Consider the following 24,452-nt stretch of genomic DNA (forward strand, 5'->3'; position numbering starts at 1 on the left):
CGTGACGATCGTCACACCCTCGAACCGCCGCGCCCCGGCGTACGTGATGAGGATGTGAGTCCAGCCGGAACCGCCGACGAGGAGCTCATACGCGCACTTTGGGAGGATCACGGAGGGCCGCTGTACGGCTACGTGCTGCGGTTGACCGGTGATCCGGGCAGGGCGGAGGACGTGGTGCAGGAGACGCTGCTTCGGGCCTGGCGGCATCCCTCCGGGCTCCAGGGACGCCCGGTTCGCGCGTGGCTGTTCACCGTCGCCCGCAATCTCGTCGTCGACCAGCACCGGGCCCGCAAGTCCAGGCCACAGGAGACGGGGGACGAGGCGCTCGCCGTGCTGCCCGCCGACGACGAGCTGGAACGGGCCGTCGAGTCGTGGGGGGTGGCGGAGGCGCTGGCCTCGCTCAGGGCGGAGCACCGCGAGGTGCTCCTGGAGACGTACTACCGGGGGAGATCGGTGAAGGAGGCGTCGGAGATCCTCGGCATCCCGCCGGGAACGGTGAAGTCGCGGACCTACTACGCCCTCCGGGCGCTGAAGCTCGCCCTGGAGGAACGGGGGCTGGCGCCATGACCTGCGAGGAGGTGCGGATCTCGCTCGGCGCGTACGTGCTGGGGGCGCTCGACGCCGAGGAGACCGCCGAGGTCGAGGCCCACCTGGAGACCTGCGCGGCGTGCCGGGCGGAGCTAACCGAGCTGTCCGGGCTGCCGCCGCTGCTGGCCCGCGTGTCGGCCGAGGACATCGAGCGCGCCGCGGCGCCGCCGCGCGCCGTGCTCGACGGTGTGTTCGCGGATGTCTTCGCGAGTGTGGCCGCGGATGTTCCAGCCAATGCGCCCGAGGGTCCGGGCTCGGCGGCGGTCGCGCCCCCGGGCGTGTCGTCCCCTCGGCGCGGGCGCCGGTCCCGCGTGCTGCTGGCGCTCGCCGCGTCCGTCGTCGTCGCGGCGGCGGGCGGGACGGCGTGGGTGTCGGCGGCGCAGAAGGCGTCGGAGAGCCCGGCGGTGGGGTCGGCCGCCGCCGCCCAGGCGAGCAGCGCCCCCCAGGACCAGGCGGAGCAGGGCCAGATCTTCGAGGCCCAGGCGGACAAGGCCGGCCAGGCGGGGACGGAAGCACCCGATAAGTCCTTCTTCACTATGGCGTCGCCCGAGCCGCCCGTGTCCTCGTCCGCGCCGTCGGCCACGTCGTCCGGCGGGGCGGTGGCGAGGAAGGTCCAGCCGCCGGCGGCAGAAGCGACCGTCACCGCGTCGCCCGTGCCGTCCGAGGCACGCGGGAGCAGCGGCGACGTACGCATCGCCGTACGGCTCGTGCCGCACGACGGCGGGACGCAGGTCGTCGCCAGGATCGCCGGAGTCCCGGCGGGCACGGTCTGCACGCTGCGCGCGGTCGCCAAGGACGGCACGGTCTCGACCCTCGGCAGCTGGACCGTGGGCAGAGGTGAGTATCGCGGGCAGAAGATGGTCCTCGAAGGCTCGACGGCGCTGCGGCCCGGCCAGATCGACCGGATCGAGCTCGCCGACTCGGGTGGTCGCGTCCTGGCGTCCGCCAGGCTGTGACCTCGCCGTGACCTGACCCCGGGAATCAGCCGCACCGGGCCTGCGGTTGCAGACGGTGATGGCAGGGATCGCGACCCTCGTAGCCACGCTCGTCCTGGGCGTGGTCCTCGGGCTGGTCGTGAGACGGCGCGACGGAAGGATGCGGGTCGTGGAACACGCCCCGGTGACGAGCGGCGATCTCGGCGCCGACCTCGGCGAGCGCGCCACGCTGGTGCAGTTCTCGACCGCCTTCTGCCAGCCCTGCCGGGCGACCCGCCGGATCCTGGGCGAGGTGGCCGGCATGGTTCCCGGCGTACGGCACGTGGAGATCGACGCGGAGTCGCGCCTCGACCTGGTCAGGCGCTTCGACGTGCTGCGCACCCCGACCGTGCTCGTCCTCGACGGCGCGGGCAACGTGGTGAAGAGGGCGTCCGGCCAGCCGCGCAAGGCCGACGTCATCGCCGCGCTCGGCGCGGCCGTGGACGGCGCGTCTCACGGGGCGTCTCATCCATCGGACACGGTGTGACAGATGCCGAGACGGAAGGTACTGTCGTGGCCATGACTCCCACGACAGAGCTGCTCACGAAGCGGCGCGCGGTGGACTTCTGCCGCGTCGCGACCTCGCTCTGTCGCATGGCCTGAGGGTGATTCCTGCGGCTTCGTGCCGCGTTCCAAGAATCCTTCAGGAGCATCCCCACGATGCAGATAGACCCTCGTGGCCCGCGTTTCGGCGCGGCCGTGACCACTGCGGTCCTCGCGGTCGTACTGGTCACACAGAATCCCTGGCTGCTCGCCGCACAGGCGATCGTCTTCGCGCTCGGCGCCGCTGACGCGTCGCCGTACGGGCTGGTCTTCCGCCGGTTCGTGCGGCCGAGGCTGGGGCCGCCGGCCGAGACGGAGGACGCGGCGCCGCCGCGGTTCGCGCAGGCCGTCGGGCTGGGGTTCGCTGTGGTGGGACTGATCGGGTTCGCGGCGGGGATCACCGCACTGGCCTTGGGTGCGACAGCAGCGGCACTGCTGGCCGCCTTCCTCAACGCAGCGTTCGGCTTCTGCCTGGGCTGCGAAATGTACCTGCTCATTCGCCGTCTACAACCTGGGAGAATCCAATGAGCCGCTCCGCCGTTCTGGTGGACGCCGACTGGGTCGAGGCCAACCTCGACACGCCGGGTGTCGTGCTCGTCGAGGTCGACGAGGACACCAGCGCCTACGACAAGGGTCACATCCGCGGTGCCGTGAAGATCGACTGGAGGACCGACCTGCAGGACCCGGTCCGCCGCGACTTCGTCGACAAGGCCGGCTTCGAGGCCCTGCTGTCGGCCAAGGGCATCGCCAACGACGACACCGTCGTCCTGTACGGCGGCAACAACAACTGGTTCGCCGCCTACGCCTACTGGTACTTCAAGGTCTACGGCCACGAGAACGTCAAGCTGCTCGACGGCGGACGTAAGAAGTGGGAGCTGGAGTCCCGCGAGCTGGTCGAGGACGTCGTGGAGCGGCCGGCCACCCAGTACGTGGCTAAGGAGCCGAACAACGACATCCGCGCCTTCCGCGACGACGTCGTCGCCGCGATCGGCAAGCAGAACCTGGTGGACGTCCGCTCGCCCGACGAGTTCACCGGCAAGCTGCTCGCCCCGGCCCACCTCCCGCAGGAGCAGGCGCAGCGCGGCGGCCACGTGCCCACCGCCCGCAACATCCCGTGGTCGAAGGCGGCCAACGACGACGGCACCTTCCGCTCCGACGACGAGCTCCGCGAGCTCTACTCGGGCGCCGGCGTGGACCTCGCCAAGGACACCATCGCCTACTGCCGCATCGGCGAGCGCTCCGCGCACACGTGGTTCGTGCTGCACGAGCTGCTCGACCAGCCCAACGTCAAGAACTACGACGGTTCGTGGACCGAGTACGGCTCGCTCGTGGGCGTGCCGATCGAGCTGGGGGAGGCCCGCTGATGACTACCACCCAGGGTTGCGCTGCTCCTGAGCAGACCGTCGCGCTGCCGGCCGGCATCGACCTGTCCAACCAGGCCGTGATCCAGGGCGTCGTCACCGGCGCCGGCACGGCGTACGCCCGTCTGCTGGACCACAGCGGCGAGTTCACCGGCGAGGTCGTCGTCTCCGACGAGGGCATCTTCCGCTTCTTCGCCGCGCCCGGCCAGTGGACCGTCCGCATCATCGCCGGCGGCGGCGTCACCAAGGACGTCCCCGTCGAGGCCAAGCTCGGCGAGGTCGCCCAGCTCTCGGTCACCGTCTGATCCACCGCTTCACGAGAAGGCCGGTGCGTTCCGCGAACGCACCGGCCTTCTCGGTTTTCCTGTCGACGGCTAGTATTACGTGCTACATGTAATACGTGACGGGAACGGGCGCGATGCGGCTGAACAGCAAGGGACAGGTCACCATCCCCGCCGAGATGCGCGAGAAGTACGGCCTGCATCCCGGTGACGAGGTCGATGTGATCGAAGTGGGCAACACCCTGCAGATCGTGCGCCGGGAAAGCAGCAGCACTCGGGGTCAGCGCGCCATTCAGCGGCTCAGGGGCAGTGCAACGACGTCCATGACGACCGACGAGATCATGGGACTGCTGCGTGACGAGTAACACCCTGCGCGTCGTCCGTGAGCGGGTCACCCTCGTCGATTCCTGTGTCCTGCTCGACGTCGCCACCGATGACCCCAAGTGGGCGGCCTGGGCCGCCGACGCCTTGGCACGGGCGCTGGACGAAGGACGGCTGGTCGTCAATCCGGTCGTGTACTCCGAGGTGTCGGTCGGCTACGAGAGCATCGAGAGCTTGAACGAGGCGTTGCCGCCCGAGGACTACGAGCGCGAGGATGTCCCCTTCGAGGCGGCCTTTCTAGCCGGGAAGGCATTTCTCGCCTATCGCAGACGTGGGGGTGAGAAGAGGTCGCCGCTGCCCGACTTCTTCATCGGCGCGCACGCGGCGGTGCGGAAATACCGGCTGCTCACTCGTGACACCGCTCGATATCGGACTTACTTCCCCACAGTCGAGCTCATCGCTCCGTAGGGAGGAGCGGGAGCCGATAGCATGCGGCAGGTGTCCGGAACGTCCGCACTTGCCGCCCCTCGCCAGGATGCCGCGCCGCGCCGGGCCTCCTGGGCGCTGTCGCCGTACGCGCTGCCGCTGAACGCTCTGCGGATCCTCGCGAAGTGCGCCCTGCCGCTGATCTTCTGGTTCTCCGCCGGACGGCTCGTGCGGTGGGCGCTGCTCCTGCTGGCCGCGACCATCTCGCACGGTTCGTGGTACCAGGCCCGCCTCGTCGTGGTGATGTTCCTCTTCACGCTAGTCGTGATGACGTCGCTCGCCACAACCGTCGGCATGCTGTACGTCGTCCGTGAGGCGCTGCTGGAGACCCAGGTCCGGCGCGCGGGGGGCGAGGCCAAGGAGAGCCTCCTGAACGCCCTCAACCGGACCGCGCTCGTCTTCGCCGGCATCTACACGACCTGGGGGTTCGTCGCCGAGGACGCCCGCGAGTTCTCGGGCATCGACATGATGCGGCAGCCGGACCGGTACGTGCTCGATGCCGGCAGCGGCAACGACAGCGGAGTGATGCGCGGGCTCATCAACCTCGACCCGAAGGTCTCCCTGGCGACGATGGCCGTCGCCTACGTGGTCAAGTGGTACTTCGGCCGCCGCCACGAAGCGGGCGAGGGGCGCTTTTCCGGCATGCTCGCCACGCTCGGGGAGCTCACGTTCGCGTTCTACGGGCTCAACGCGATCGCCGCCGCCGTGGGGGCGCGCTCCGACTGGATCGGTCACCGGTCCGCCGTCGCCGCCTGGCATGATCTCGCCGCCGGCGCCGAGGACGGCATCCCGGGGTGGAAGCAGGTCTCGGAGTGGCTGGGCGACGTCTGGCCCCACGTCATCGACGCCCTCGCCATCCCCCTCGCGTGGCTGACCGTCGGCATCCTCGTCTACGGCGCGTACGCGGAGGACACCCAGACCACGATCAGGGGAACCCGCCTGGAGCAGGCGGCGGTGCACCTGGAGCGCACGCACAACTGGACGCGTCTCGCCCTCGCGAAGCTGAGCGCCGGCTGGACCTCCCGGTGGATCCCGCTGCTCAACTCCCTGCGCCTGACGGTGCGCGGGGGCGCCCCGCTGTTCGGGCTGTTCGCCCTCTGCTACGTCGGCCTGCACATCGGCGGCGACTATCTCCTCAGGGCGGGCCGCTATCTCACGGCGAGCGAGGAGCCGTACCAGTGGTTGGCGACCGGTGAGCCGGTCGTCTATGTCGTGGACCTGGTCGTGACCCTGGTGACGATGTGCCTGATCGCCGCCACGTTCGACCTGGCCGCGACGCGGGCGCGGGTGCGGGCGAACGGCGGAGCAGCGGTCACCGGCGAAATCGCAGAACCTGATCGTCCCTCTCCGTCCGAGTGAAGGCGTCCTTCACGAAATCCTCGGCGGACTGACCGGGCACGTCCCGGTAGCTGCTCGGCCGCAGGCTGACCTCGACTTCGTCGGCCACGGAGGGTGGGACCACCCCCATCATCTCCAGCCGGTACGGCGTGCCGATCACGTTGTCCTTGGTGTCGGGCGGTGTCTCGTTGTTCACCATCTCCACTCGCCACGTGCGCCCGGCTCGGTCGGTGAACGCGACCTCCGCCGGTTCCCCGTGACGAATGGCGCCCTCGGCGTCGAGCGCGGTCCTGGTCGCCACGACCTTCAGCCACTGGCGGTCGGACCGCTCCGGTTTGCCGGTGGGATCCTTGATCTTCTCCACGGTCACCCGCCACGACACGTGCTGCCAGACTCCGGCCTGGCCGGGTGGCACGACATGGACGGTGTAGTCGGGGCGGCCGTACTTGTACGCCTGGTAGCCGAACACCGTGGGGGCGCCGACGGCGAGCACGACGGACAGCATGGCTCCCCCAACGAGCAGGCCTGTACGCCGCGCGGGCGCTCTGGACTCCTCCGCGGAGACCTCTGCGGACACTTCGGCGGGCGGCTCCGTGGGCGCTTCCCTGGGCGCCTCCGCGGATGGGCGAGCGGGTGCGAGCGCCGCGGGAGGCGGCTGCCGGTTCGTCCGCAGCGCGGGGAAGGGCTGCGTGGACCTGTCCTCGCCTTCGGGCTCCAGAGGCGGCCACACGCGCAGGTCCGTCGGCGGCTTCAGCGTGCCGGGGATGGGTACGGAGGGCGGCGCCGTCGGCATGGGCGGGGGAAGCGCGCCGCTGTAGGTGATGTCGGAGGGCTGCTCGGCCGGGGGAGCGAACCAGTCGCGGGCGTCCGGGCCGTTCCTCGGCGGGGTTCCGTCCATGGGCGTCTCGGTCATCGGCTCGCGCTCACGAGAGAGTGGTAGTCCTTCGCCTGTGAGATCAACCGGTCGGCGGCGGCACCGGACAGCCCCAGGTCGATCTGCGCCTCGGGCGCGTAGTTGTCGCTCACCAACGGGCTGACGGGAGGGATGAAGACGAGGTCGGCACCCGGCACCGCGTCTTGCGGCACCTCGAAGACGAGCAGCCCGCTGGACCAGAACCCGGGCTGGATGTACTTGTTGAACAGCGTCAGCGCGTCGTTGACCTTGTCCGTCGGCTGGTAGCGCCGGCCGTCCGCCGTCAGGAGGACGGGGGGACTGAGTCTGCTCAGCTTGAAGGGCTCGCGCGCGCTCGTCGCCGAGACGTCGACCAGGAGGAACAGGTTGCTCGTGGCCACCTTGGTCACTTTGTTCGAGTAGTCCGTGGTGTCCACGGCGCGGGCGGCCGCGACCGACAGGACCTTCACGGTGAAGCGTTTGGTCTCCACCGTCTCGCCGATCCGGCCCTTGTAGGTCAGGTACGAGACACGCTGCTCGAAGGACATCGCGAAGTTCTGCTGTGTGTACACGGCGGCGGCCGCGAGAGCGATCCCCGCCACCCCGGCGGCGAAACGCCGCGCCAGTCCGCGCCTGGGCGGCCTGCGGCTCGCGGCACGACGGGCTGTACGGCTGTCCGCCTGGGTGAGCGTCATCAGCTGCTCTCCTTCCGTACGGGAAGGGTGATCCGGGCGGCCACCTCAGGCTCGAAGGGGCCCTTGTCGTCCTTGCGTTCGCCCACGAGCATCCAGTCATGGCCCTGGTTCAGCAGTCCGAGTTCCTCGTATTCGAACGAGCCCACGTCGAGGCTGATCTCGGGGGGCGCGGTCGCGGCGGGCTCGAGCTCGTACTTCACCACGACCGTGGTGGTGATTCCGGGATGCAGTTGGTGGCTCTCGACGCCGAGACTGAGCACGGAGACGTCGGGGCCGTACTTGGTTTTGATCTCCGGACGGGTCCGCAGGAGAGAGCCGGCGAAGGAGCCGAACGGCGAGTACTTCCCGGCATCCGGCATGACGCCGACCGAGGCCGTCTTGTCGCCCATGTTGGTGACCTTGAGGACGAGCTCCAGGTAGCGCTTGGTGTCGCCGAAGTCGCCCTTCTCGGTGGTGTCGATCGCCTTGATGAACTGGGTGTGGAACTGCCCCTGGTCGATCATGTCCCCGGGCGAGACCGTGGGCGGGGGCTTCTCCGGGGCCTCCTTCAAGCCGCCGAAGGCGGCCGTGACGCCGATGCCCACCACGGCCAGTGCGAGGGCGACCGGGACGAGGACCGGGCGTCGTCGGCGGGCGCCATTGGGGGATGACGTCATGGCAAGCGATGGTAGTACGACCACAGTTGCCCCATTGGTCGCAATGGTTCTGACCCTCGCGCGGAAATACGTCCGAATGGCGAGAAGCCCGCCCTGACAGGGCTTCCAGCTCCTACGCTGTGACCGAGGCGGACATGGAGGGCCCGTGGGCGACCCGCACCCCGAGCATGCCCAGTTGCAGGCGGACCGGATCTACCTGGGCTGGCAGTACGCGCTGCTGTACCCGGATCCCGGGCCGCCGCCGAAGCGACCCGCGAGGGAGGACGTCACCGAGCCTCCGGTGGACACCGAGTGGATCCATCGGGAGCGGCTCCAGAAGGACCTGCTCAACCGCCCGGTCCGGATCTTCCGTACGTTCATGGCCGTGGTGGCCGCGGGGATCCTCGTCCTCGGCGTGACCGGCCTGCTCACCTGGTCGTTCGTGGCGCTCGGCCTGGTCGCCGCCGGCGGTGTGGCCGCCATCTGCACCTACGCCATCCGGCAGGGCGACCGCACGGTGAACGAGCGGCTCGACGAGCGCCGCCGCAAGGCGCTGCGGGAGCAGGAGCGCCGCCAGCGGGAGATCGTCACGGCCCAGGAGGAGCACGCCGCGAAATACCGCGACTGGGCCGAGAAGAAGAACCGCTTCGACAGGCAGATCACCTGGTATGCCGTGGCGGTGCCCGACGACATCGACCGGGTCGACGTCGCCGGGGGCACGCTGACCGGCTGGTCGGCGCTGGTCACGCTGATCGGCGCGACCCGCCTCTACAGCGGCGGCCACCTGACCGTGCTCGACCTGTCGGAGGGCGCGATCGCCAAGGACCTGATCGAGCTGGCGCGCAGGGGCGGGGACGACCCGCTCGTCTGGGTGCTCCCGGTGGACCTGCCCCGGCTCGACCTGGGCGCGACGCTCAAGCCCGAGGCGTTCGCCGACGTCCTCGCCCACGTGGTGAGCGTGAGCGAGGAGACCAGCAGGGACATCGGCTTCGACAACGCGATCCTGGAGCGCGTGCTTGAGGTCCTGGGCGAGAACGCGACGATCAGCCAGGTCACCGCCGCCCTGCGGGCGCTCGCCCAGGTGGGCGACCCGCGCGACGACATGAAGGGCGGCCTGCTCACGGCGTCGCAGCTCGAACGCATCGGCACGCTGTTCGGCCGGGGCGTGGCCGACCGGGTGGTCATCGAGCGGGCCTGGGCGCTGGAATCGCAGCTGCGCAAGCTGGAGACGCTCGGCTCGCAGGCCGTACGGCTGCCGCCCGCGCGGCTGCGGGTCGTCAGCATGGACCGGCAGGCGGGGGTCTTCGGCAACCGGGTGCTCGGGACGTACGTCGCGACCGCGCTCACGCACATCCTGCGCCAGTCGCCGGCGAGCGAGCGGCCCTGGTATCACACGATCATCGTGGCGGGCGCGGACAAACTGCGCGGCGACGTGCTCGACCGGCTCATGGACGCCTGCGAGACCTCGCGCACCGGGCTCGTGCTGACCTACCGCAGCCTCACCCCGACCGTGCGGGAGCGGCTCGGCCGGGGACACGCGGCGGTCGCGTTCATGCGCCTGGGCAACGCCGAGGACGCCCGGGTGGCCAGTGAGCACGTCGGCACCGAGCACCGCCTGGAGCTCGCCCAGCTCACCGAGACGTTCAGCTCGGCGGTCAACGGCCCGAGCGGCTTCTACACCTCCACCGTCGGCGATAGCCGTACGGAGGGGGAGGAGAAGAGCGAGGGCGACCTGCGGGAGGACATCACCGAGTCGACCGAGTGGGGGCGGCGCGCGCCCACGGTCGCCGACGGGGTCCTGCAGCGGTCGCGGGAGTTCCTGGTCGAGCCGCACCAGCTCCAGCAGCTCCCCACGACCTCCGTGATCGTCACCTACTCGACGGCGGAGGGACGCCAGGTGCGCCTCGCGGACGCGAATCCGGCGATACTCACCTTTCCGAAGACGACGCTGGGGGAGTTCGAGGAGATCCGCCGGGCCGCCCTCGCGCCACCGGAGCCCGAGCCGGAGCCGGAGGAGCCCGCGCTGCCCGACGTGCCCCCGAACCTCGGCCCGCCGCCGCCGCGCCTCGACTGGCGCAAGCGGCCATGACCGCTCCCGAAACGTCGTACGCGCCCATGACACCGTCCGCTGTCGGTAAGGGCATCGTCAACCGGGGTGTGCGGGCGTGATCGTTGAAGGAGTCTCTCCCCTGTTCGTCGTTAACTGAGGGGTCTGATGCAGCCGTTTCCCCTGAGCGGGCCGTGGTACCGGATTCAGGCGATCACCGCCCCATCGCGTAGTTCGTCCGCGGAGTGGGACTTCGTCACGGTGCTCCCCGCGGTCCTGTCCGCCGCGCAGCGCAACCGGCCGTTCGTCATCGGCTGGCTGTCGCGGGGTTCGGGTGCGCCGCTGGAGCTCATCACCAACGCGGGACCGCTCACGCCGCCCAAGCCGCCCAAGCGCGCGGCGACCACGCCGGAGCCGCCGGTCACCGGCCCGCAGCCGCTGCTGTTCCCCGGCGGCGCGCGCGGCCTGGAGATCGGCGACGAGTGGCTGGCCGACCTCGCCGACCTCGTCTGGACGCCGTGCCCCGGCCGTCAGGCCCCGCCGCTCTACGGCAGGCGCGAGCCGGAGCCGGACGAGACCAAGCGGCCCACGCTGTTCGAGTCGACGCTGGTCACGCTCATGTCCCGGCCGTTCGCGTGGGTGGTGGTCGCCGAGCCGACCGACCTGCTCGACGCCGAGGTGGCCCACCTGCGCACCCAGCTCAACGTGCTGCGCCAGTATGGCGACGCCTCGGAGCGGTCGCGCTTCGACGCCGAGCGGGCCGAGCGCAGGATGCAGGAGCTCGACGCCTTCCGCGAGGCCGGGCTGTGGAACGTCCGGGTGCTCGCCGGTGCGGCCGGCCCCGACGAACTGCGCCAGATCGCTCCGGTGCTGGTCGGCTCGGTGGAGATGAGCCACCACCCCTACCGGCTGCGCAGCGCGATGTCGCTGCCCGCCCTGAGCGGCGACGGCACCTGCGAGTCGGTGTACGGCTTCAGCGAGGCGCTGGCCGTCAACCTGCAGGACTCGGCCGACGGCGCGGCGGCGCCGTTCGCGGCGACGGCCGGGGCTCTCGCCGCGCTCGCCGGGCTGCCGCGCCGAGAGGTGCCGGGCGTCCGGGTGCTCGACGCGGGCTTCTTCGACGTGACGAGCGAGGCCGAGGTCGAGGGCTCGGCGGAGACCGTGGACCTCGGCGCGATCGTCGACGGGCAGGACCGCGCCGTCGGAACATTCCGGGTGCCGCTGGCCACGCTGAACCGCCACGCCTTCGTCACGGGCGCCACCGGCTCGGGCAAGTCGCAGACCGTGCGGCACCTGCTTGAACAGCTCACCAAGGCGGGCATTCCGTGGCTGGCGATCGAGCCGGCCAAGTCGGAGTACGCCGCGATGGCCGGCCGGGTGGAGCACCTGGCGCCGCTGACCGTCATCAACCCCTCGGCACCCGACAACGTGCCGATCAGCGTCAACCCGCTCGCGCCCGAGCCCGGCTATCCGGTGCAGGCCCACATCGACATGGTCAGGGCGCTGTTCATGGCGGCCTTCGACGCTGAGGAGCCGTTCCCGCAGATCATGTCGCTGGCGCTGCAGCGCGTCTACGAGGCCAACGGCTGGGACGTGGTCACCGGCGGCGGCATCCCGGGGGCCGCCGTGCAGCCGGCCGTACCGACCCTGGAGCAGCTCCAGCAGCACGCTCTGGAGGTCATCCAGGAGATCGGGTACGGCAACGAGGTCCAGGCCGACGTCGAGGGCTTCATCAGCCTGCGCCTGCGCAGCCTGCGCGTCGGCAGCGCGGGCCGGTTCTTCGAGGGCGGTCACCCGGCCGACATCGGCGGGCTGCTCCAGCGCAACGTCGTGCTCGCGATCGAGGACGTGGCCAACGACGAGGACAAGGCGTTCCTCATGGGCACGCTCATCATCCGCATCGTCGAGCACCTGCGGATGCGCGCCCGCTCGGAACCGCGGGCCGAGGACGGCGTCGGCGGCCTGCGGCACGTCATCGTCATCGAGGAGGCCCACCGGCTGCTGCGCGACCGGGGCTCCCAGCGGGCCTCCACCCACGCCGTCGAGCTGCTGGCCGGGATGCTCGCCGAGATCCGGGCGTACGGCGAGGGCATCATCGTGGCCGAGCAGATTCCCACCAAGCTCGTCTCCGACGTGGTGAAGAACACCGCGCTCAAGGTCGTGCACCGGCTCCCGGCCGAGGACGACCGCGCGCTCGTCGGCGCGGCGATGAACCTGAGCGAGGACCAGTCGCGCCAGGTGGTGTCGCTCCAGCCGGGCTTCGCCGCGGTGTTCGCCGACGGCATGGACCGTCCGCTGCGCGTCCAGGTGCCGCTGGGCGAGGACCGCGAGCGCGAGACGCTCGGCCCGGTGCCGCCCATCTGCGGGCGCCGCTCGGCCGCCTGCGGGCGCGAGTGCCGTACGGGGAAGGCGTGCACGCTGGTCGAGCTGCGCGAGGCCGACCTGCTCGCGGTGGCCCCGGAATGGGCGTGGCTGCGCATCTGGACCGACACGGTCGTCCTGGCGTTCGTGACGAACCGGTCGCTGCCGGGCGTGCCGCGCGTGCTCGCCGACATCTGGGCGGAGCTGCCGGCCAAGCGGCGCGAGTGCCTGCTGGCCACGCTGGTCGAGCGGTCGGTCTCGCGCCGCGCCTGGTCGCTGCGCACGTGGTTCGACCCCGCGCTGCTCACCGAGAAGGCCGCCGAGGTCGCCGCCGGGCTGCTCGCGGCGGGCCAGGCGGACGGCGCGGAGAGCGAGCCGCCGATGCGGGCGGGCGAGCGGCCGGGCGCGGCCTGGGTGATCCCCCAGGTCCGCTGGCTGCACGAGGTGGACCGGCTGTTCCCGTTCGGGCATCCCGCGCCCAACCTGCGCAGCCCGGCCCCGGCGATGGAGTATCCGCTGTTCGGCACCGACCCCGCGGGCCGGCCGTACCCCCACCAGGGGGTCAACGGCGCCGAGCCGGCCGAGGGCGGGGTCGCGGTCGGCGTACGCACCGAGCTGCTCGGCCACCGCGCCAAGGCGCTGCGCCACCACCCGCTGTCGATGGAGGTGGACCGCAACCGCGCGCTGGCCTGGCGGGTCATCCTGGGCGACGACGAGCACGAGGGCATCCAGCGCGACGTGACGACGGTCGCCATCGGGGTCGAGCCGCGTGAGCGGGTCAAATACGTGGCCCAGACGATGAGCGCGGGCTGGCTGGAGACGGTTCTGTCCTGGCCGCGCCGGTTCGTGCTGCCGTTCGACGGCGACACCCCCGCGGAGCTGTCCTTCGGATCGTGACATCCGCGTGGCCGACTAGGATCGCGGCATGAGTCAGCTTCCGTTGCGGGCGCAGCTCGCCAGCGCCCTGGGCCGCACGGCCGCGACGCTGTCCAGGGCCACCGGGCGTGGCGACGGCTCGGTGATCGGCGGCAGGGTCGGCCTCATGCTGGAGCCCGACCTGCTGCGCAAGCTCGCGGCCGACCGCAAGCTCGTCCTGGTCAGCGCCACGAACGGCAAGACCACGACGACGCGTCTGATCACCTCGGCGCTGCAGGAGCTCGGCGACGTGGCGACGAACGCGTTCGGCGCCAACATGCCCGCCGGGCACGTGTCGGCGCTCGCCTCCAACAAGGACGCGCCGTACGGCGTGCTGGAGGTCGACGAGAAGTACCTTCCCGAGGTCCTCGACACGACCAACGCCGGCATCGTCTGCCTCATGAACCTGAGCCGCGACCAGATGGACCGGGCGGCCGAGATCTGGCTGCTGGCCCAGAAGTGGCGCCGCGCGCTCGCCGGCAGGCCCGTCCACGTGATCGCCAACTGCGACGACCCGCTGGTCACCTGGGCCGCGTCCGCCGCGGCCGGGGTCACCTGGGTGGCGGCGGGGCAGCGCTGGCGGGAGGACTCCTGGTGCTGCCCCGAGTGCGGCGGCCCGCTCGACCGCGCCGGGTTCGGCAACGGAGGTCAGGGGCTCACTCCGGCCCAGATGGCCGACACGAACTGGGCGTGCCGCGAGTGCACCTTCCGCCGGCCCCAGCCCAACTGGGTGCTCGACGGGGAGTACGTGACCGACCCCTGGGGTCAGCACTGGCGCCTGGACATCCAGCTTCCCGGCCAGGCCAACCGGGCGAACGCCGCCGTCGCGCTGGCGGTCGCCGCGACGCTCGGCCTCGACCCCGGCCGGGCGCTGCCCCGGCTGCGTACGGTGACCTCCGTGGCCGGGCGTTACACGACCGTCGAGCGGGACGGCAGGTCGCTGCGGCTGCTGCTGGCCAAGAACCCGGCCGGCTGGCTGGAGGCGTTCGACGTCGCCGATCCGGCGCTGCCGATCATCCTGTCGGTCAACGCGCAGGGGCCGGACGGCCGCGACACCTCCTGGCTGTGGGACGTCGACTACCGCATCCTGCGCGGCCGGCCCGTCCTCGTCACCGGCGAGCGCCGCCTCGACCTCGCGCTGCGGCTGGCCGTCGCCGGCGTCCCCTTCCAGCTCTGCGACTCGTTCGAGCAGGCGATGGGCCTCCTCGCGCCCGGCAAGATCGACGTGATCGCCAACTACACCGCGTTCCAGCAGATCCGAGCGGAGTTCGGCCGTGCAGTCTGAATTGTCCATCGTCTGGATCTATCCCGACCTTCTCAGCACGTACGGCGACCAGGGCAACGTCCTGGTGCTGGAGCAGCGGGCCCGGGCCCGGGGCATCCCGACCAGGACCGTCCACGTACGCTCGTCCGACCCCGTGCCGCAGCAGGGCGACGTCTACCTGATCGGCGGCGGCGAGGACCGGCCGCAGATCCTCGGGGCGGAGCGGCTGCGCCGCGACGGCGGCCTGCACGCCGCGATCCAGCGGGGCGCGGCCATGCTGGCGGTCTGCGCCGGCTACCAGATCATGGGCACGGTGTTCGGCGGTGAGGAAGGGCAGCCGGTGCCCGGCGTCGGCCTGCTGGACATCAGCTCGGGGCGGGGCGAGCGGCGCGCCGTCGGCGAGCTGGCCGCCGAGGTGGATCCGGCCCTGGGGCTGCCCACGCTGACGGGCTTCGAGAACCACATGGGCGTGACCAGGCTCGGCCCCGGCGTGCGCCCGCTGTCGCGGACCCTCGTCGGCACCGGCAACGGCGACGGCACGGAGGGCTGCTACGCGGGCCGCGTCATCGGTACCTACCTGCACGGGCCGGCGCTCGCCCGCAACCCCGCGCTGGCCGACCTGCTGCTGAGCTGGGTGACCGGACCGCTGCCCCCGATCGACGACAGCTGGTATCAGGCGCTGCGCGACGAACGCCTGCGCGCGGTGCTGCCGAGCTGATCGGTCAGCAGGTCCTGGCTGCTCAGCAGATCCCGGACGGTCAGTAGATCAGCGCCTGCACGCCCTCGCCCAGGGCCTCCTCGACGAACGTGGAGGCCCCGGCGATGCGCACGCCGTCGATCACGTCGTCCACGGTGATGTCCCGGCGGGCGGCGCACTGGGTGCACAGCGTGACCCTGCCCGCGGCGAGCACGGCGTCGAGCATGTCCTCCAGCGGGGCGGCCTCGGCCAGGGTGAACTCCTTGGCCCGGCCGGGCAGCGCGAACCACGAGGACTCGCCGGTCAGCCACAACGAGACCGGGACACCGCTCGCCAGCGCGGCCGCCGCGACCGTGAACGCCTGGTTGCAGCGCTCCGGGGCGTCCGCCCCCGCCGTCACCTTGATCACCAGTGATCGTGCCATGCTGCGAGCCTAGTCCGCCGGGGTCGCCGGTGTGTCGGCGCATGCCGTACAAGTTGGGCATTCCGCGCATGCCGTGCGTGGTGCGAGGGGCCGTCCGCGCGCCTCTAAGCTCGTCTCCATGGACGTACATCCCGACCTCGAGCCGATCGCCTTCCTCCTGGGCCGCTGGGAGGGGGCCGGGGTGATCGGCTATCCCACCATGGAGAGCGCCAACTTCGGCCAGGAGATCGTCTTCGGGCACAACGGGAAGCCGTTCCTGACCTATCAGAGCCGTACGTGGCTGCTCGACGCCGAGGGCAACAAGGTCCGGCCCCTGTCCACGGAGACGGGGTTCTGGCGGATCCAGCCCGAGCGCCAGATCGAGGTGTGCCTCGCGCACCCGACCGGCATCGTGGAGATCTACGTGGGGGAGGTCGTCTTCCACAAGATCGAGCTGCGTACGGACGTGGTCGCGCGGACCACGACGGCCAAGGAGTACAACGCGGGCCACCGGCTCTACGGCCTGGTCAACGGCAACCTCATGTACGCCTACGACATGTCGGCGATGGGGCATCCGCTGCAGTCGCACGCCTCGGCGGAGCTCAAGCGGGTCGGCGACTTCGACGAGTAGAACGTCGCCGAATAGAACTTCGAGGGATAGAGCAGGAAAAGAAAGAACCCCGGGCGCGCTCCGCCTCCTGACGAGGCGGGCCGGCTGGACCATGGCCGGGGACGGAAGTCCACGGCCGCCGGCTGCCCGGGGTTCCGGTGTCTGTTGAGGATTCGCCAGGACGTCGTCCGACATCCAGACGGAAGGTCCAGATGGACGAGTCCTAGCGGACAGCCACCTCGCTAGCCCAAGAATGATCAACCATTGTTTGGACCACCTCCCTTCTGCGTGCCTTCACGCTATGCGAGCGCCCCACGCGCGGGCAAACGATTAATCCGACGAAGTTCGCGCCCTCTCGCGACAGCCGGGGAGTTCTCTCCGCGGACGGCCTAAACTCTGGGCATGGCCGAGACTTGGCACGAGGAGCTGCGGGCCCGCGGCTACCGGATCACCCCCCAGCGCCAGCTCGTGCTGGAAGCGGTCACCGAGCTGGGACACGCCACGCCCGAGGACATCTGTTCCCGCGTGCAGCAGACGGCCAGAGGTGTCAACATCTCGACCGTCTACCGGACCCTCGAACTCCTGGAGGAGCTGGGGCTGGTCACACACACCCATCTCGGGCACGGCGCTCCCACCTACCACCTCGCCTCCGAGGCCGACCACGTCCACCTCGTCTGCCGTGGCTGCGGCGAGGTCACCGAGGTGGCCCCGGAGATGGTGGACGGCCTCGTCTCGACCCTCGACGCGGAACTGGGCTTCGCCACCGACGTCCGCCATCTCACCGTCTTCGGCCATTGCCGAAAATGTCGCCTTTGACTATTCTGGTCCGTTTTGGGAGCTTTGCCCTGTTGCCGGTAGCGTGACGAGTGGCGCACCACCCCGATCGTCAGGAGATGAGGGTGACCGTTCCCGCGGAGGCCGCCAGGCGGCGCATAGTTGATCTCTTTCTGTCCAGCGAGGAGCGGCTGCTCCAGCGGTGGACCCAATTGTCCGGAGCGTCTCCCGGCGAACTCCGTGACCTCTACCAGGCGTTGCGCACCGCGCTCAGCAGCGAGGACGGAGACTTCGCCGACGTGCGCGGGCTGCTCGCCGAGCTCTCCCGCGCCCGCGTCCGGCAGGGCCACACGCCCTCCGACACCGCGCGGCTCGTGTTCTCCCTCAAGGAGGCGTTGTACGAGGTCGCCGAGGCCGACGGCGGCCCGGAGGCGCTGCGCGGGTTCGTATGGTTCTCCCGGCTCGTCGACGACCTCGGCCTGTACACCTTCGAGAGCTACACCGCCGCCCGAGAGAAGATCATTATTGATCAGACGGAGCAGCTGCTCGAGCTCTCGACGCCCGTGGTGAAACTGTGGGAGGGCATCGTCGCCGTGCCGCTCGTCGGCACGCTCGACTCGGCCCGCACCCAGGTCGTCATGGAGAAGCTGCTCCAGACCCTGGTCGACACGGGCTCGGAGCACGCGGTCATCGACATCACCGGTGTGCCCGCCGTCGACACGCAGGTCGCCCAGCACCTGCTCAAGACCGTCGTCGCGGCCCGCCTGATGGGCGCGGAATGCGTGATCTCCGGCATCCGCCCGCAGATCGCGCACACGATCGTCACGCTGGGCATCGAGTTCGGCGACATCGTCACCAAGGCCTCGCTGGCCGACGCGCTGTCGTACGCGCTGAGCCGGAGCGGGGTGGAGATCACGGGCGCCGCGCGGACGCGGGTCGCGGTCAGGGCGGAGCGCGCCTGATGGAACGTGTGCCGATTCTCAAGCTCGGCGACATCCTGATCGTCTCGATCCAGATCGACCTGGACGACCAGAGCGTGCTGGCCCTGCAGGAGGACCTGGCAGACATGGTGGTCTCCTCGGGAGCGCGGGGGGTCATCATCGACATCACGGCCGTGGAGATCGTCGACTCGTTCATCGGCCGGATGTTCTCCACGATCGCGGCGATGACCCGGATGCTCGACGCGGAGACCGTGGTGGTCGGCATGCGTCCCGCGGTGGCGATCACACTGGTCGAGCTGGGCCTGTCGCTCGGCGGTGTGCGCACGGCTCTCAACCTGGAAAAGGGCGTCGCGATGCTGGAGCATGTCAGGGGCGCCGCCGGGTGAGCGCGCCCCGGGAGTTGCCCATCGCCACCAACGGTGACGTCGTGGTCGTACGTCAGCAGGTCAGAAGCCTCGCGGCCGAGATAGGGCTCTCCCTGGTCGATCAGACGAAGATCGTGACCGCCGCCAGCGAACTGGCCAGAAACGCCCTCGTCCACGCCGGGGGCGGCCGGGTGCTGATCGAGGTGCTGGAAGGCGGGCGGCGGCCCGGACTGCGACTCGTGTTCAGCGACGACGGGCCCGGCATCCCGGACGTCGATCAGGCGCTGACCGAGGGCTGGAGCACCGCCGGGGGGCTGGGACTCGGGCTGAGCGGATCGCGGCGGCTCGTGGACGAGTTCGACCTCGTCTCCGCACCCGGCGAGGGCACCCGCGTGACGGTGACCAAGTGGGCCCGGTGATTGAGTGGGCGCGGTGATTGAGTGGGCGCGGTGACATGACGATGACGCACCGGCACGAGGACGTCTGGGTCTCCACCGCCGATCCGAGTGTGATCGGCGCAGTGCGCAGGACGGCCGTCGCGCTGGCCACGGCCTCCGGGTTCGACCAGAGCCGCACCGGCCAGGTCGCGGTGGCGGTGACCGAGGCGGTCTCGAACCTGGTCAAGCACGCGGTGGAGGGCGCCGTGCTCGTACGCCCCCACGTGGAGCGGCCGGGCGCGGTCGAACTCGTGGCCGTCGACAAGGGCCCCGGCATCGCCGACCTCGCCCGCGCCCTGCGGGACGGCTACTCGACCTCGGGCACGCTCGGCATCGGCCTCGGCGCGATCGCCCGCATGGCCACCGGCTGGGACGTCTACTCGGTGCCCGGCAGGGGCACCGTGCTGGTCCTGCACTTCACCCCGGACGGCCTGCCCGGCCCGCCGCTGCGGGTCAGCGGGCTGCGCCGTCCCATCGGCGAGGAGAGCGTGTGCGGCGACTCCTTCGCCTTCGCCGACGACGGCGACGCGATCAGCGTGCTCGTCTGCGACGGGCTCGGCCACGGCGGGCTCGCCGCGCACGCCTCCCGCGAGGCCGTACGGATCTTCATGGAGGATCCGCACGCCCCTCCGGCCGCCGCCCTCGAACGCCTGCACCGGGGGCTGGGCCACACCAGGGGCGGGGCGGTCGCGGTGGTGCGGGTCGGCCGCCAGAGCGTCACGTTCGCCGGGCTGGGCAACATCTCGGGCTGGATCGCCCACGCCGAAGGCCGCCAGGGGATGATCTCGCTGCCCGGCATCGCCGGGCACAAGGGCAGGCGTCCCCAGCAGTACGACTACGCGCTGCCGCCGCACGCCACGGTGGTGCTCCACTCCGACGGTCTCACCGACCGCTGGGACCCCGCCTCCTTCCCCGGGCTGTTCGCGCATTCCCCGGCCGTGGTGGGCGCGACCCTGCTGCGCGACGCGGGCAGCCGCAGGGACGACGCCTGCGTCGTGACCGTCAAACAGGGGCAGTGATGGGCGAGGTGCTCACCCGCGCGGAGATCTGCAGGGACCAGGACGTCTTCGCCGTACGGCAGTTGGGCCGCCGGATCGCCGAGCTGGCGGGGCTGGAATCCCAGGACCAGATCCGGGTGGCGACGGCGCTCAGCGAGATCGGCCGTGAGGCCCTGGCGCGGGGCGCCGGGAGCGCCGTCGTCTTCGACCTGCGTGAGGACCGGCTGGTCATCACCGTGGACTATCTCGACGGCGCAGACGTGCGGCAGAGCGAGGGCGTGAAGCTGGCCGGTCGCCTGGTCGACGAGGTCGCGCTCTCGGCCGAGGACAGACGCGTCACGCTGGTGAAGCGGGTGCCCGAGCACGGTGTCTCCGGAAAACGGGGGCGCCTGTCGATCGACGGCATCCGCGAGGAGCTGGCCCGCCTGTCGCCGTCCACCACGGCCCTGGACGTGCTGCGTGAGCAGAACAGGGAGCTGGCCGGCACCCTGGAGGAGGTGCTTCGGCTCAACGCGGAGCTGGCCGAGACCAACCAGGGCGTGCTGGCGCTGTACAACCAGCTGTCGGCCGAGCTGGAGGAGACCAACCGCGGCGTCGTGGCGCTCTACGCCGAGCTGGACGAGAAGTCGTCCCAGCTTCGGCAGGCTGCCGAGGCCAGGCAGCGGTTCTGGGCCAGCGTGAGCCATGAGCTGCGCCTGCCGCTGACCTCGATCATCGGGCTGGTCCGGCTGCTGCTCGGCTCGGGCGCGGAACCGCTCAGCGAGGAGCAGGAGCACCAGATCACCCTCATCGGCACTTCCGCGGAGACCCTGCTGGCGCTCGTGGGCGAGCTGCTCGACCTGGCCAAGGCCGAGTCCGGGCGGCTGGACCCGCATCCGTCGATGGTGGACGTGGTCGCCCTGGCCGAGGGGTTGCGCATGACGCTCCAGCCCGCCGGGCCCGCCGACGGGGTCACGCTGTCGGTCGACGTGTCGGACGAGATCGGCGAGATGTTCGTCGACGAGACGATGCTGACCACGATCCTGCGCAACCTGCTGTCGAACGCGCTGAAGTTCACCGAATACGGCGAGGTGCGGCTGACGGCCGTGGTGGACGCCGCTATGGCCGAGGTCGTCTTCACCGTCACCGACACCGGCGTGGGCATTCCCCCCGAGCACCTGGAGCGCGTTTTCGAGGAGTTCTTCCAGGTGCCCGGGGCGCTGCAGCTCAGGGCGAAGGGCACCGGCCTCGGCCTGCCGTACGCCCGGAGGCTGACGGAGGCGCTCGGCGGCACGCTGGAACTGGCGAGCAGACCGGGTGAGGGCGCCACGGCCACGCTGCGGGTGCCGCACCGGATGGTCACTCCGGAGGTGGGCCGGGTGCTCGTGGCCGACGACGACGCGGGGTTCCGTTCGGTGGCCCGGCGGATGCTCTTCGGCTTCGCGGCCCGGGTGGACGAGGCGGCCGACGGCATCGAGGCGCTGAACCTGATGCGTGAGCGGCCCCCGGAGGTGGTCCTGGTCGACCTGCTCATGCCGCGCCTGGACGGCACGGCGCTGCTGCACAGGATGGCCGAGGACGACGTCCTGCACGGCATCCCCGCCATCGTCGTGTCCGTGGTGTCCGAGCAGCCGGGGGCGGCTCACCCGGTGCTGTCGAAGCACGGGCTGCGCAGGGACCAGCTTCTCGAGGCGATCCGGGAGGCCGTACGCGACAGGGCCGGGGGCGGTGAGGGTGACGGGAGTGGAACCCATGATTGACGCCGCGGCGACGGTGCTGGTCGTCGACGACGTCCCCACCAAGCGCTACATCCTGGCGAGCTGGCTGCGCCGCGGCGGGCACCGGGTCGTCGAGGCCGGCGGCGGCGAGGAGGCGCTGGCCGTCGTCGGCGCGCTCAAGCCCGACCTCGTCATCCTCGACGTACGGATGCCCGACGTGGACGGCATCGAGGTGTGCGAGAAGATCAAGGCGGACCCGGAGACGGCCTCGATCCCGGTGATCCAGGTGTCCGGAAACGCCGTCAGCCCGGCCGACCGCGCCGAGGGGCTGGAACGCGGAGCCGACGCGTACCTCTCGGAGCCGATCCAGCCCGACGAGTTCGCCGCGACGGTGCGGGCGACCCTGCGCTACTACCGGGCGCGGCAGCGTGCCGAGCGGATGGCGGCCAGGCTGAGCGAGCTGGCCGAGATCACGCTGGAGATGAACCAGGCGGAGGACTTCGAACGGCTCCTGTCCGTGGCCGCCGAGGGCTGCTCCCGCCTGCTGGAGCGCTACTCGCGGGTGCTGGCGATCGCGCCGGACGGTCGGCTGCGCAGGTTCGCCGCCCGGCCGGCCGAGCGCGCGGCGGTCAGGCCGGTCCATCCCGACACGCTGGAGCGGCTGAGCGCCATCTCGATCGGCGAGTTCCCCGGAGTGCAGACGTTCGAGATCGACAACGCGACCTGGGCTCGCGTCGTCCCCGACAGCGACGTCGTCGCGCGCGTGTCGGGCGTGCTGTGCCGTACGAAGACGGGCCGGCCGCCGGTCTTCCTCGGGGTGGAGACGGGATCGCCGCTCGACGGTGCGGAGCTGAGCCTGCTGCGGCAGCTCGGCCAGGCGCTGGCGCTGGCGGTCGACGCGGCCCGCGCGTACGCGGAGGAGCACACGATCGCGCTCACGCTGCAGCGCAGCCTGCTGCCCGCCGAGATCCCTCAGATCCCCGGCCTGCGGATCAGCGTGCGCTACCAGCCGGCGGTGGACAACGTGGAGGTGGGCGGCGACTTCTACGAGGTCCTGCCCCTCGGCGACCGGGTCCTGGTCGCGCTCGGCGACGTGCAGGGCCACTCGCTGCACGCCGCCACCGTGATGGCGGAGCTGCGCAACGCGCTGCGGGCGTCGGTGATCGACACCGTCGATCCCGCCCAGTCGATGAGCCTGCTCAACGCCGTCCTGCGGCGCTACCACCCCAGCATGACGGCGACCGTCTGCCTGATGCTGATCGACCCGGTGACGGGGGAGAGTGAGATCGTCAACGCCGGGCACATCCCGCCGCTGCTGGCCGGGAAGGGGGCGGCCTACCACAGGTTCGGCAACCTGCTGCTCGGCGTGGCCCACGAGCGTTATCGGGTGGACCGGGTCCGGCTGCCCGAGGACGCCACGGTCCTGCTGTTCACCGACGGGCTGGTGGAGGACCGCGACAAACTGCTGGACGAGAGCCTGGAGGTCGCCCGCCAGCAGGCCGAGGACGTGGGTGACGACCTGGAGGGCTTCTGCGACCGGCTGATCGCCACCTTCGGCGCCCGCGAGGACGACGTGGCACTGGTCGCCGTCCGTCGCGTGCCGTTCTGAGGCGTCCACAGGTCTGAGGCGCCACAGGTCTGAGGCGTCCACAGCTGTGAGGCGTCGTCCACAGGCCGCGTGTTGTCCACAGGTGAGCCCGCCGCCGCCACGTCGGCCGTACGGGACCGAATAGCCTTGAACGCATGCGGAGCCCTTTGCTTGACACACCCGGCGCGGTGGCCGCGCAGGCGCCGGACGAGACGGTCGCGGCCCACTACGGCGATCCCTACGCGGAGCAGCGCGCGCTGGCCGGCGGGCGGGCGCTGGTCGACCGGAGCAACCGCGAGGTCGTGCGGATCGCCGGGCCCGACCGGCTGAGCTGGCTCAACAGCCTCAGCTCGCAGAAGCTCGACACGCTCCAGCCGGGCACGCCCACCCAGACGCTGCTGCTCGACCCGCAGGGCCGCGTCGAGCACCACCTCACGCTCGTGGACGACGGCGAGGCCATGTGGGCCCACGTGGAGCCGGGCACCTCGGCCGAGCTGGTCGCCTTCCTCGAGAAGATGCGGTTCATGCTGCGTGTCGAGGTCGCCGACGTCACCTCGGACTACGCGGTGGTCTCGCTCGCCCCGCCCCCGCCGGCCGTGAGCGCCGGGGCCGTCGGCGCACCCGTGGAAGCGGCCGGCGCTCCAGTGGAGGGAGCCGTCGCGATCGGCGGCGACCTGCTCGTGCCGCGTGAGCGGCTGGGCGGCCTCCCGGACGCGCTGGGTCTGCGGCCCGCCGGTCTGTGGGCCTACGAGGCGCTGCGCATCGCCGCGCACGTGCCCAGGCTCGGGTTCGAGACCGACCACAAGACGATCCCCCACGAGGTCGGCTGGATCGACGAGGCCGTGCACCTGAGCAAGGGGTGCTACCGGGGGCAGGAGACGGTCGCCCGCGTCCACAACCTCGGCCATCCGCCCCGCCGCCTGGTCTTCCTGCATCTCGACGGCAGCGTGGACGAGCTGCCCCCGCACGGCGCCCCGGTGACCCTCGGGGTCGGCACGCCGGTCGAGGCCGAGCCGGAGGCCGCCGTGGAGGGCTCCGCCGAGCCCGGCCAGATCGGTTTCGTGGGCTCGTCGGCCCGCCATTACGAGCTGGGCCCGATCGCCCTCGCGGTCGTGAAGCGTACGGTGCCGGTGGACGTCGACCTGCTGGCCGGCGGTGTGGCGGCGAGCCAGGAGGTCGTGGTGCCGCCGGACGCCGGGCGCAACGTGAAGATCGACCCCGCCCTCCGCCGCCGCATCCGC

26 protein-coding genes are annotated in these 24,452 nt (G+C 71.2%); 22 read left to right on the forward strand and 4 right to left on the reverse strand.

The window, feature by feature from the left end; genetic code table 11:
* Window positions 1–54 precede the first annotated feature (54 nt).
* The 9 genes from Msi02_RS30935 to Msi02_RS30975 all read left to right on the forward strand — a co-directional run bounded on the left by Msi02_RS30935 (window position 55) and on the right by Msi02_RS30975 (window position 5,913).
* A complete protein-coding gene (locus tag Msi02_RS30935) occupies window positions 55–567 on the forward strand; it encodes a sigma-70 family RNA polymerase sigma factor (protein WP_256862628.1) in 513 nt (170 codons plus the stop codon).
* Entirely contained in the window at window positions 564–1,544 is a 981-nt protein-coding gene (locus Msi02_RS43560; protein WP_239108834.1) for an anti-sigma factor family protein, read from the forward strand. Before Msi02_RS30935 ends, Msi02_RS43560 begins: the two co-directional genes overlap by 4 nt.
* Before the next feature lie 139 nt (window positions 1,545–1,683).
* Complete coding sequence (locus Msi02_RS30945; protein WP_239108841.1) at window positions 1,684–2,049, forward strand: TlpA family protein disulfide reductase; 366 nt, start codon at window positions 1,684–1,686, stop codon at window positions 2,047–2,049.
* Window positions 2,050–2,222: 173 nt separating this feature from the next.
* Window positions 2,223–2,633 carry a DUF4395 domain-containing protein gene (locus tag Msi02_RS30950; RefSeq protein ID WP_193207513.1) on the forward strand — a complete coding sequence of 137 codons (411 nt, stop codon included), beginning with the start codon at window positions 2,223–2,225 and terminating at the stop codon, window positions 2,631–2,633.
* Window positions 2,630–3,469, forward strand: coding sequence for a sulfurtransferase (locus Msi02_RS30955; protein WP_079315417.1), 840 nt, complete (start codon window positions 2,630–2,632; stop codon window positions 3,467–3,469). The genes Msi02_RS30950 and Msi02_RS30955 overlap by 4 nt, the downstream gene beginning before the upstream one ends.
* On the forward strand, window positions 3,469–3,771 hold the full coding sequence (locus tag Msi02_RS30960; protein WP_079315418.1) for a DUF1416 domain-containing protein: 303 nt from the start codon (window positions 3,469–3,471) through the stop codon (window positions 3,769–3,771). The genes Msi02_RS30955 and Msi02_RS30960 overlap by 1 nt, the downstream gene beginning before the upstream one ends.
* A gap of 95 nt (window positions 3,772–3,866) precedes the next feature.
* On the forward strand, window positions 3,867–4,112 hold the full coding sequence (locus tag Msi02_RS30965) for an AbrB/MazE/SpoVT family DNA-binding domain-containing protein (protein WP_204051492.1): 246 nt from the start codon (window positions 3,867–3,869) through the stop codon (window positions 4,110–4,112).
* Window positions 4,102–4,536, forward strand: coding sequence for a type II toxin-antitoxin system VapC family toxin (locus Msi02_RS30970; protein WP_204051493.1), 435 nt, complete (start codon window positions 4,102–4,104; stop codon window positions 4,534–4,536). Before Msi02_RS30965 ends, Msi02_RS30970 begins: the two co-directional genes overlap by 11 nt.
* 30 nt (window positions 4,537–4,566) lie before the next feature.
* Window positions 4,567–5,913 carry a hypothetical protein gene (locus tag Msi02_RS30975; RefSeq protein ID WP_204051494.1) on the forward strand — a complete coding sequence of 449 codons (1,347 nt, stop codon included), beginning with the start codon at window positions 4,567–4,569 and terminating at the stop codon, window positions 5,911–5,913.
* Here Msi02_RS30975 and Msi02_RS30980 read toward each other — a convergent pair.
* The 3 genes from Msi02_RS30980 to Msi02_RS30990 are packed head-to-tail and all read right to left on the reverse strand — an operon-like array spanning window position 5,867 to window position 8,135.
* Window positions 5,867–6,805, reverse strand: a complete 939-nt coding sequence (locus tag Msi02_RS30980) for a hypothetical protein (RefSeq protein WP_204051495.1) — start codon at window positions 6,803–6,805, stop codon at window positions 5,867–5,869. The genes Msi02_RS30975 and Msi02_RS30980 overlap by 47 nt on opposite strands.
* Complete coding sequence (locus tag Msi02_RS30985; protein ID WP_204051496.1) at window positions 6,802–7,479, reverse strand: DUF4352 domain-containing protein; 678 nt, start codon at window positions 7,477–7,479, stop codon at window positions 6,802–6,804. Before Msi02_RS30985 ends, Msi02_RS30980 begins: the two co-directional genes overlap by 4 nt.
* Complete coding sequence (locus Msi02_RS30990) at window positions 7,479–8,135, reverse strand: hypothetical protein (RefSeq protein ID WP_204051497.1); 657 nt, start codon at window positions 8,133–8,135, stop codon at window positions 7,479–7,481. Before Msi02_RS30990 ends, Msi02_RS30985 begins: the two co-directional genes overlap by 1 nt.
* A 145-nt stretch (window positions 8,136–8,280) precedes the next feature.
* On the opposite strand from Msi02_RS30990, the gene Msi02_RS30995 reads away from it, so the two are divergent.
* From Msi02_RS30995 to Msi02_RS31010, 4 genes are all read left to right on the forward strand, one after another.
* Window positions 8,281–10,203 carry a hypothetical protein gene (locus Msi02_RS30995; RefSeq protein ID WP_204051498.1) on the forward strand — a complete coding sequence of 641 codons (1,923 nt, stop codon included), beginning with the start codon at window positions 8,281–8,283 and terminating at the stop codon, window positions 10,201–10,203.
* Window positions 10,204–10,329: 126 nt separating this feature from the next.
* Window positions 10,330–13,419 (forward strand): ATP-binding protein, encoded by a 3,090-nt coding sequence (locus Msi02_RS31000; RefSeq protein ID WP_204051499.1) that lies wholly within the window; start codon window positions 10,330–10,332, stop codon window positions 13,417–13,419.
* Window positions 13,420–13,447: 28 nt separating this feature from the next.
* Window positions 13,448–14,722 carry a DUF1727 domain-containing protein gene (locus Msi02_RS31005; protein WP_079315427.1) on the forward strand — a complete coding sequence of 425 codons (1,275 nt, stop codon included), beginning with the start codon at window positions 13,448–13,450 and terminating at the stop codon, window positions 14,720–14,722.
* Entirely contained in the window at window positions 14,712–15,419 is a 708-nt protein-coding gene (locus tag Msi02_RS31010; RefSeq protein WP_079315428.1) for a type 1 glutamine amidotransferase, read from the forward strand. The genes Msi02_RS31005 and Msi02_RS31010 overlap by 11 nt, the downstream gene beginning before the upstream one ends.
* 40 nt (window positions 15,420–15,459) lie before the next feature.
* Here the strand turns inward: Msi02_RS31010 and Msi02_RS31015 are convergent, their stop codons facing one another.
* The gene (locus tag Msi02_RS31015) at window positions 15,460–15,822 is read right to left on the reverse strand and encodes a DsrE family protein (protein WP_079315429.1); all 363 of its coding nucleotides are present in this window, start codon (window positions 15,820–15,822) and stop codon (window positions 15,460–15,462) included.
* Window positions 15,823–15,940: 118 nt separating this feature from the next.
* Here Msi02_RS31015 and Msi02_RS31020 point away from each other — a divergent pair, with 118 nt between their 5' ends.
* From Msi02_RS31020 to ygfZ, 9 genes are all read left to right on the forward strand, one after another.
* Window positions 15,941–16,432: a heme-binding beta-barrel domain-containing protein gene (locus Msi02_RS31020; RefSeq protein ID WP_193207524.1), complete on the forward strand. Its 492-nt coding sequence runs from the start codon at window positions 15,941–15,943 to the stop codon at window positions 16,430–16,432.
* A 381-nt stretch (window positions 16,433–16,813) separates the two neighbouring features.
* Window positions 16,814–17,227 carry a Fur family transcriptional regulator gene (locus Msi02_RS31025; protein WP_079320954.1) on the forward strand — a complete coding sequence of 138 codons (414 nt, stop codon included), beginning with the start codon at window positions 16,814–16,816 and terminating at the stop codon, window positions 17,225–17,227.
* A gap of 77 nt (window positions 17,228–17,304) precedes the next feature.
* Window positions 17,305–18,147: an STAS domain-containing protein gene (locus tag Msi02_RS31030; RefSeq protein WP_204051500.1), complete on the forward strand. Its 843-nt coding sequence runs from the start codon at window positions 17,305–17,307 to the stop codon at window positions 18,145–18,147.
* Window positions 18,147–18,512, forward strand: coding sequence for an STAS domain-containing protein (locus Msi02_RS31035; RefSeq protein ID WP_179155589.1), 366 nt, complete (start codon window positions 18,147–18,149; stop codon window positions 18,510–18,512). Before Msi02_RS31030 ends, Msi02_RS31035 begins: the two co-directional genes overlap by 1 nt.
* Complete coding sequence (locus Msi02_RS31040) at window positions 18,509–18,910, forward strand: anti-sigma regulatory factor (RefSeq protein ID WP_079320953.1); 402 nt, start codon at window positions 18,509–18,511, stop codon at window positions 18,908–18,910. Before Msi02_RS31035 ends, Msi02_RS31040 begins: the two co-directional genes overlap by 4 nt.
* A gap of 35 nt (window positions 18,911–18,945) precedes the next feature.
* Window positions 18,946–19,947 carry an ATP-binding SpoIIE family protein phosphatase gene (locus Msi02_RS31045; RefSeq protein WP_079320952.1) on the forward strand — a complete coding sequence of 334 codons (1,002 nt, stop codon included), beginning with the start codon at window positions 18,946–18,948 and terminating at the stop codon, window positions 19,945–19,947.
* Window positions 19,947–21,665 (forward strand): ATP-binding response regulator, encoded by a 1,719-nt coding sequence (locus Msi02_RS31050; RefSeq protein ID WP_204051501.1) that lies wholly within the window; start codon window positions 19,947–19,949, stop codon window positions 21,663–21,665. Before Msi02_RS31045 ends, Msi02_RS31050 begins: the two co-directional genes overlap by 1 nt.
* On the forward strand, window positions 21,658–23,232 hold the full coding sequence (locus Msi02_RS31055; RefSeq protein ID WP_204051508.1) for a fused response regulator/phosphatase: 1,575 nt from the start codon (window positions 21,658–21,660) through the stop codon (window positions 23,230–23,232). The genes Msi02_RS31050 and Msi02_RS31055 overlap by 8 nt, the downstream gene beginning before the upstream one ends.
* A 134-nt stretch (window positions 23,233–23,366) precedes the next feature.
* A partial coding sequence (gene ygfZ / locus Msi02_RS31060) for a CAF17-like 4Fe-4S cluster assembly/insertion protein YgfZ (RefSeq protein ID WP_204051502.1) occupies window positions 23,367–24,452 on the forward strand: 1,086 nt, incomplete at its 3' end.

The organism is Microbispora siamensis, assembly GCF_016863095.1.
GTDB lineage: Bacteria > Actinomycetota > Actinomycetes > Streptosporangiales > Streptosporangiaceae > Microbispora > Microbispora siamensis.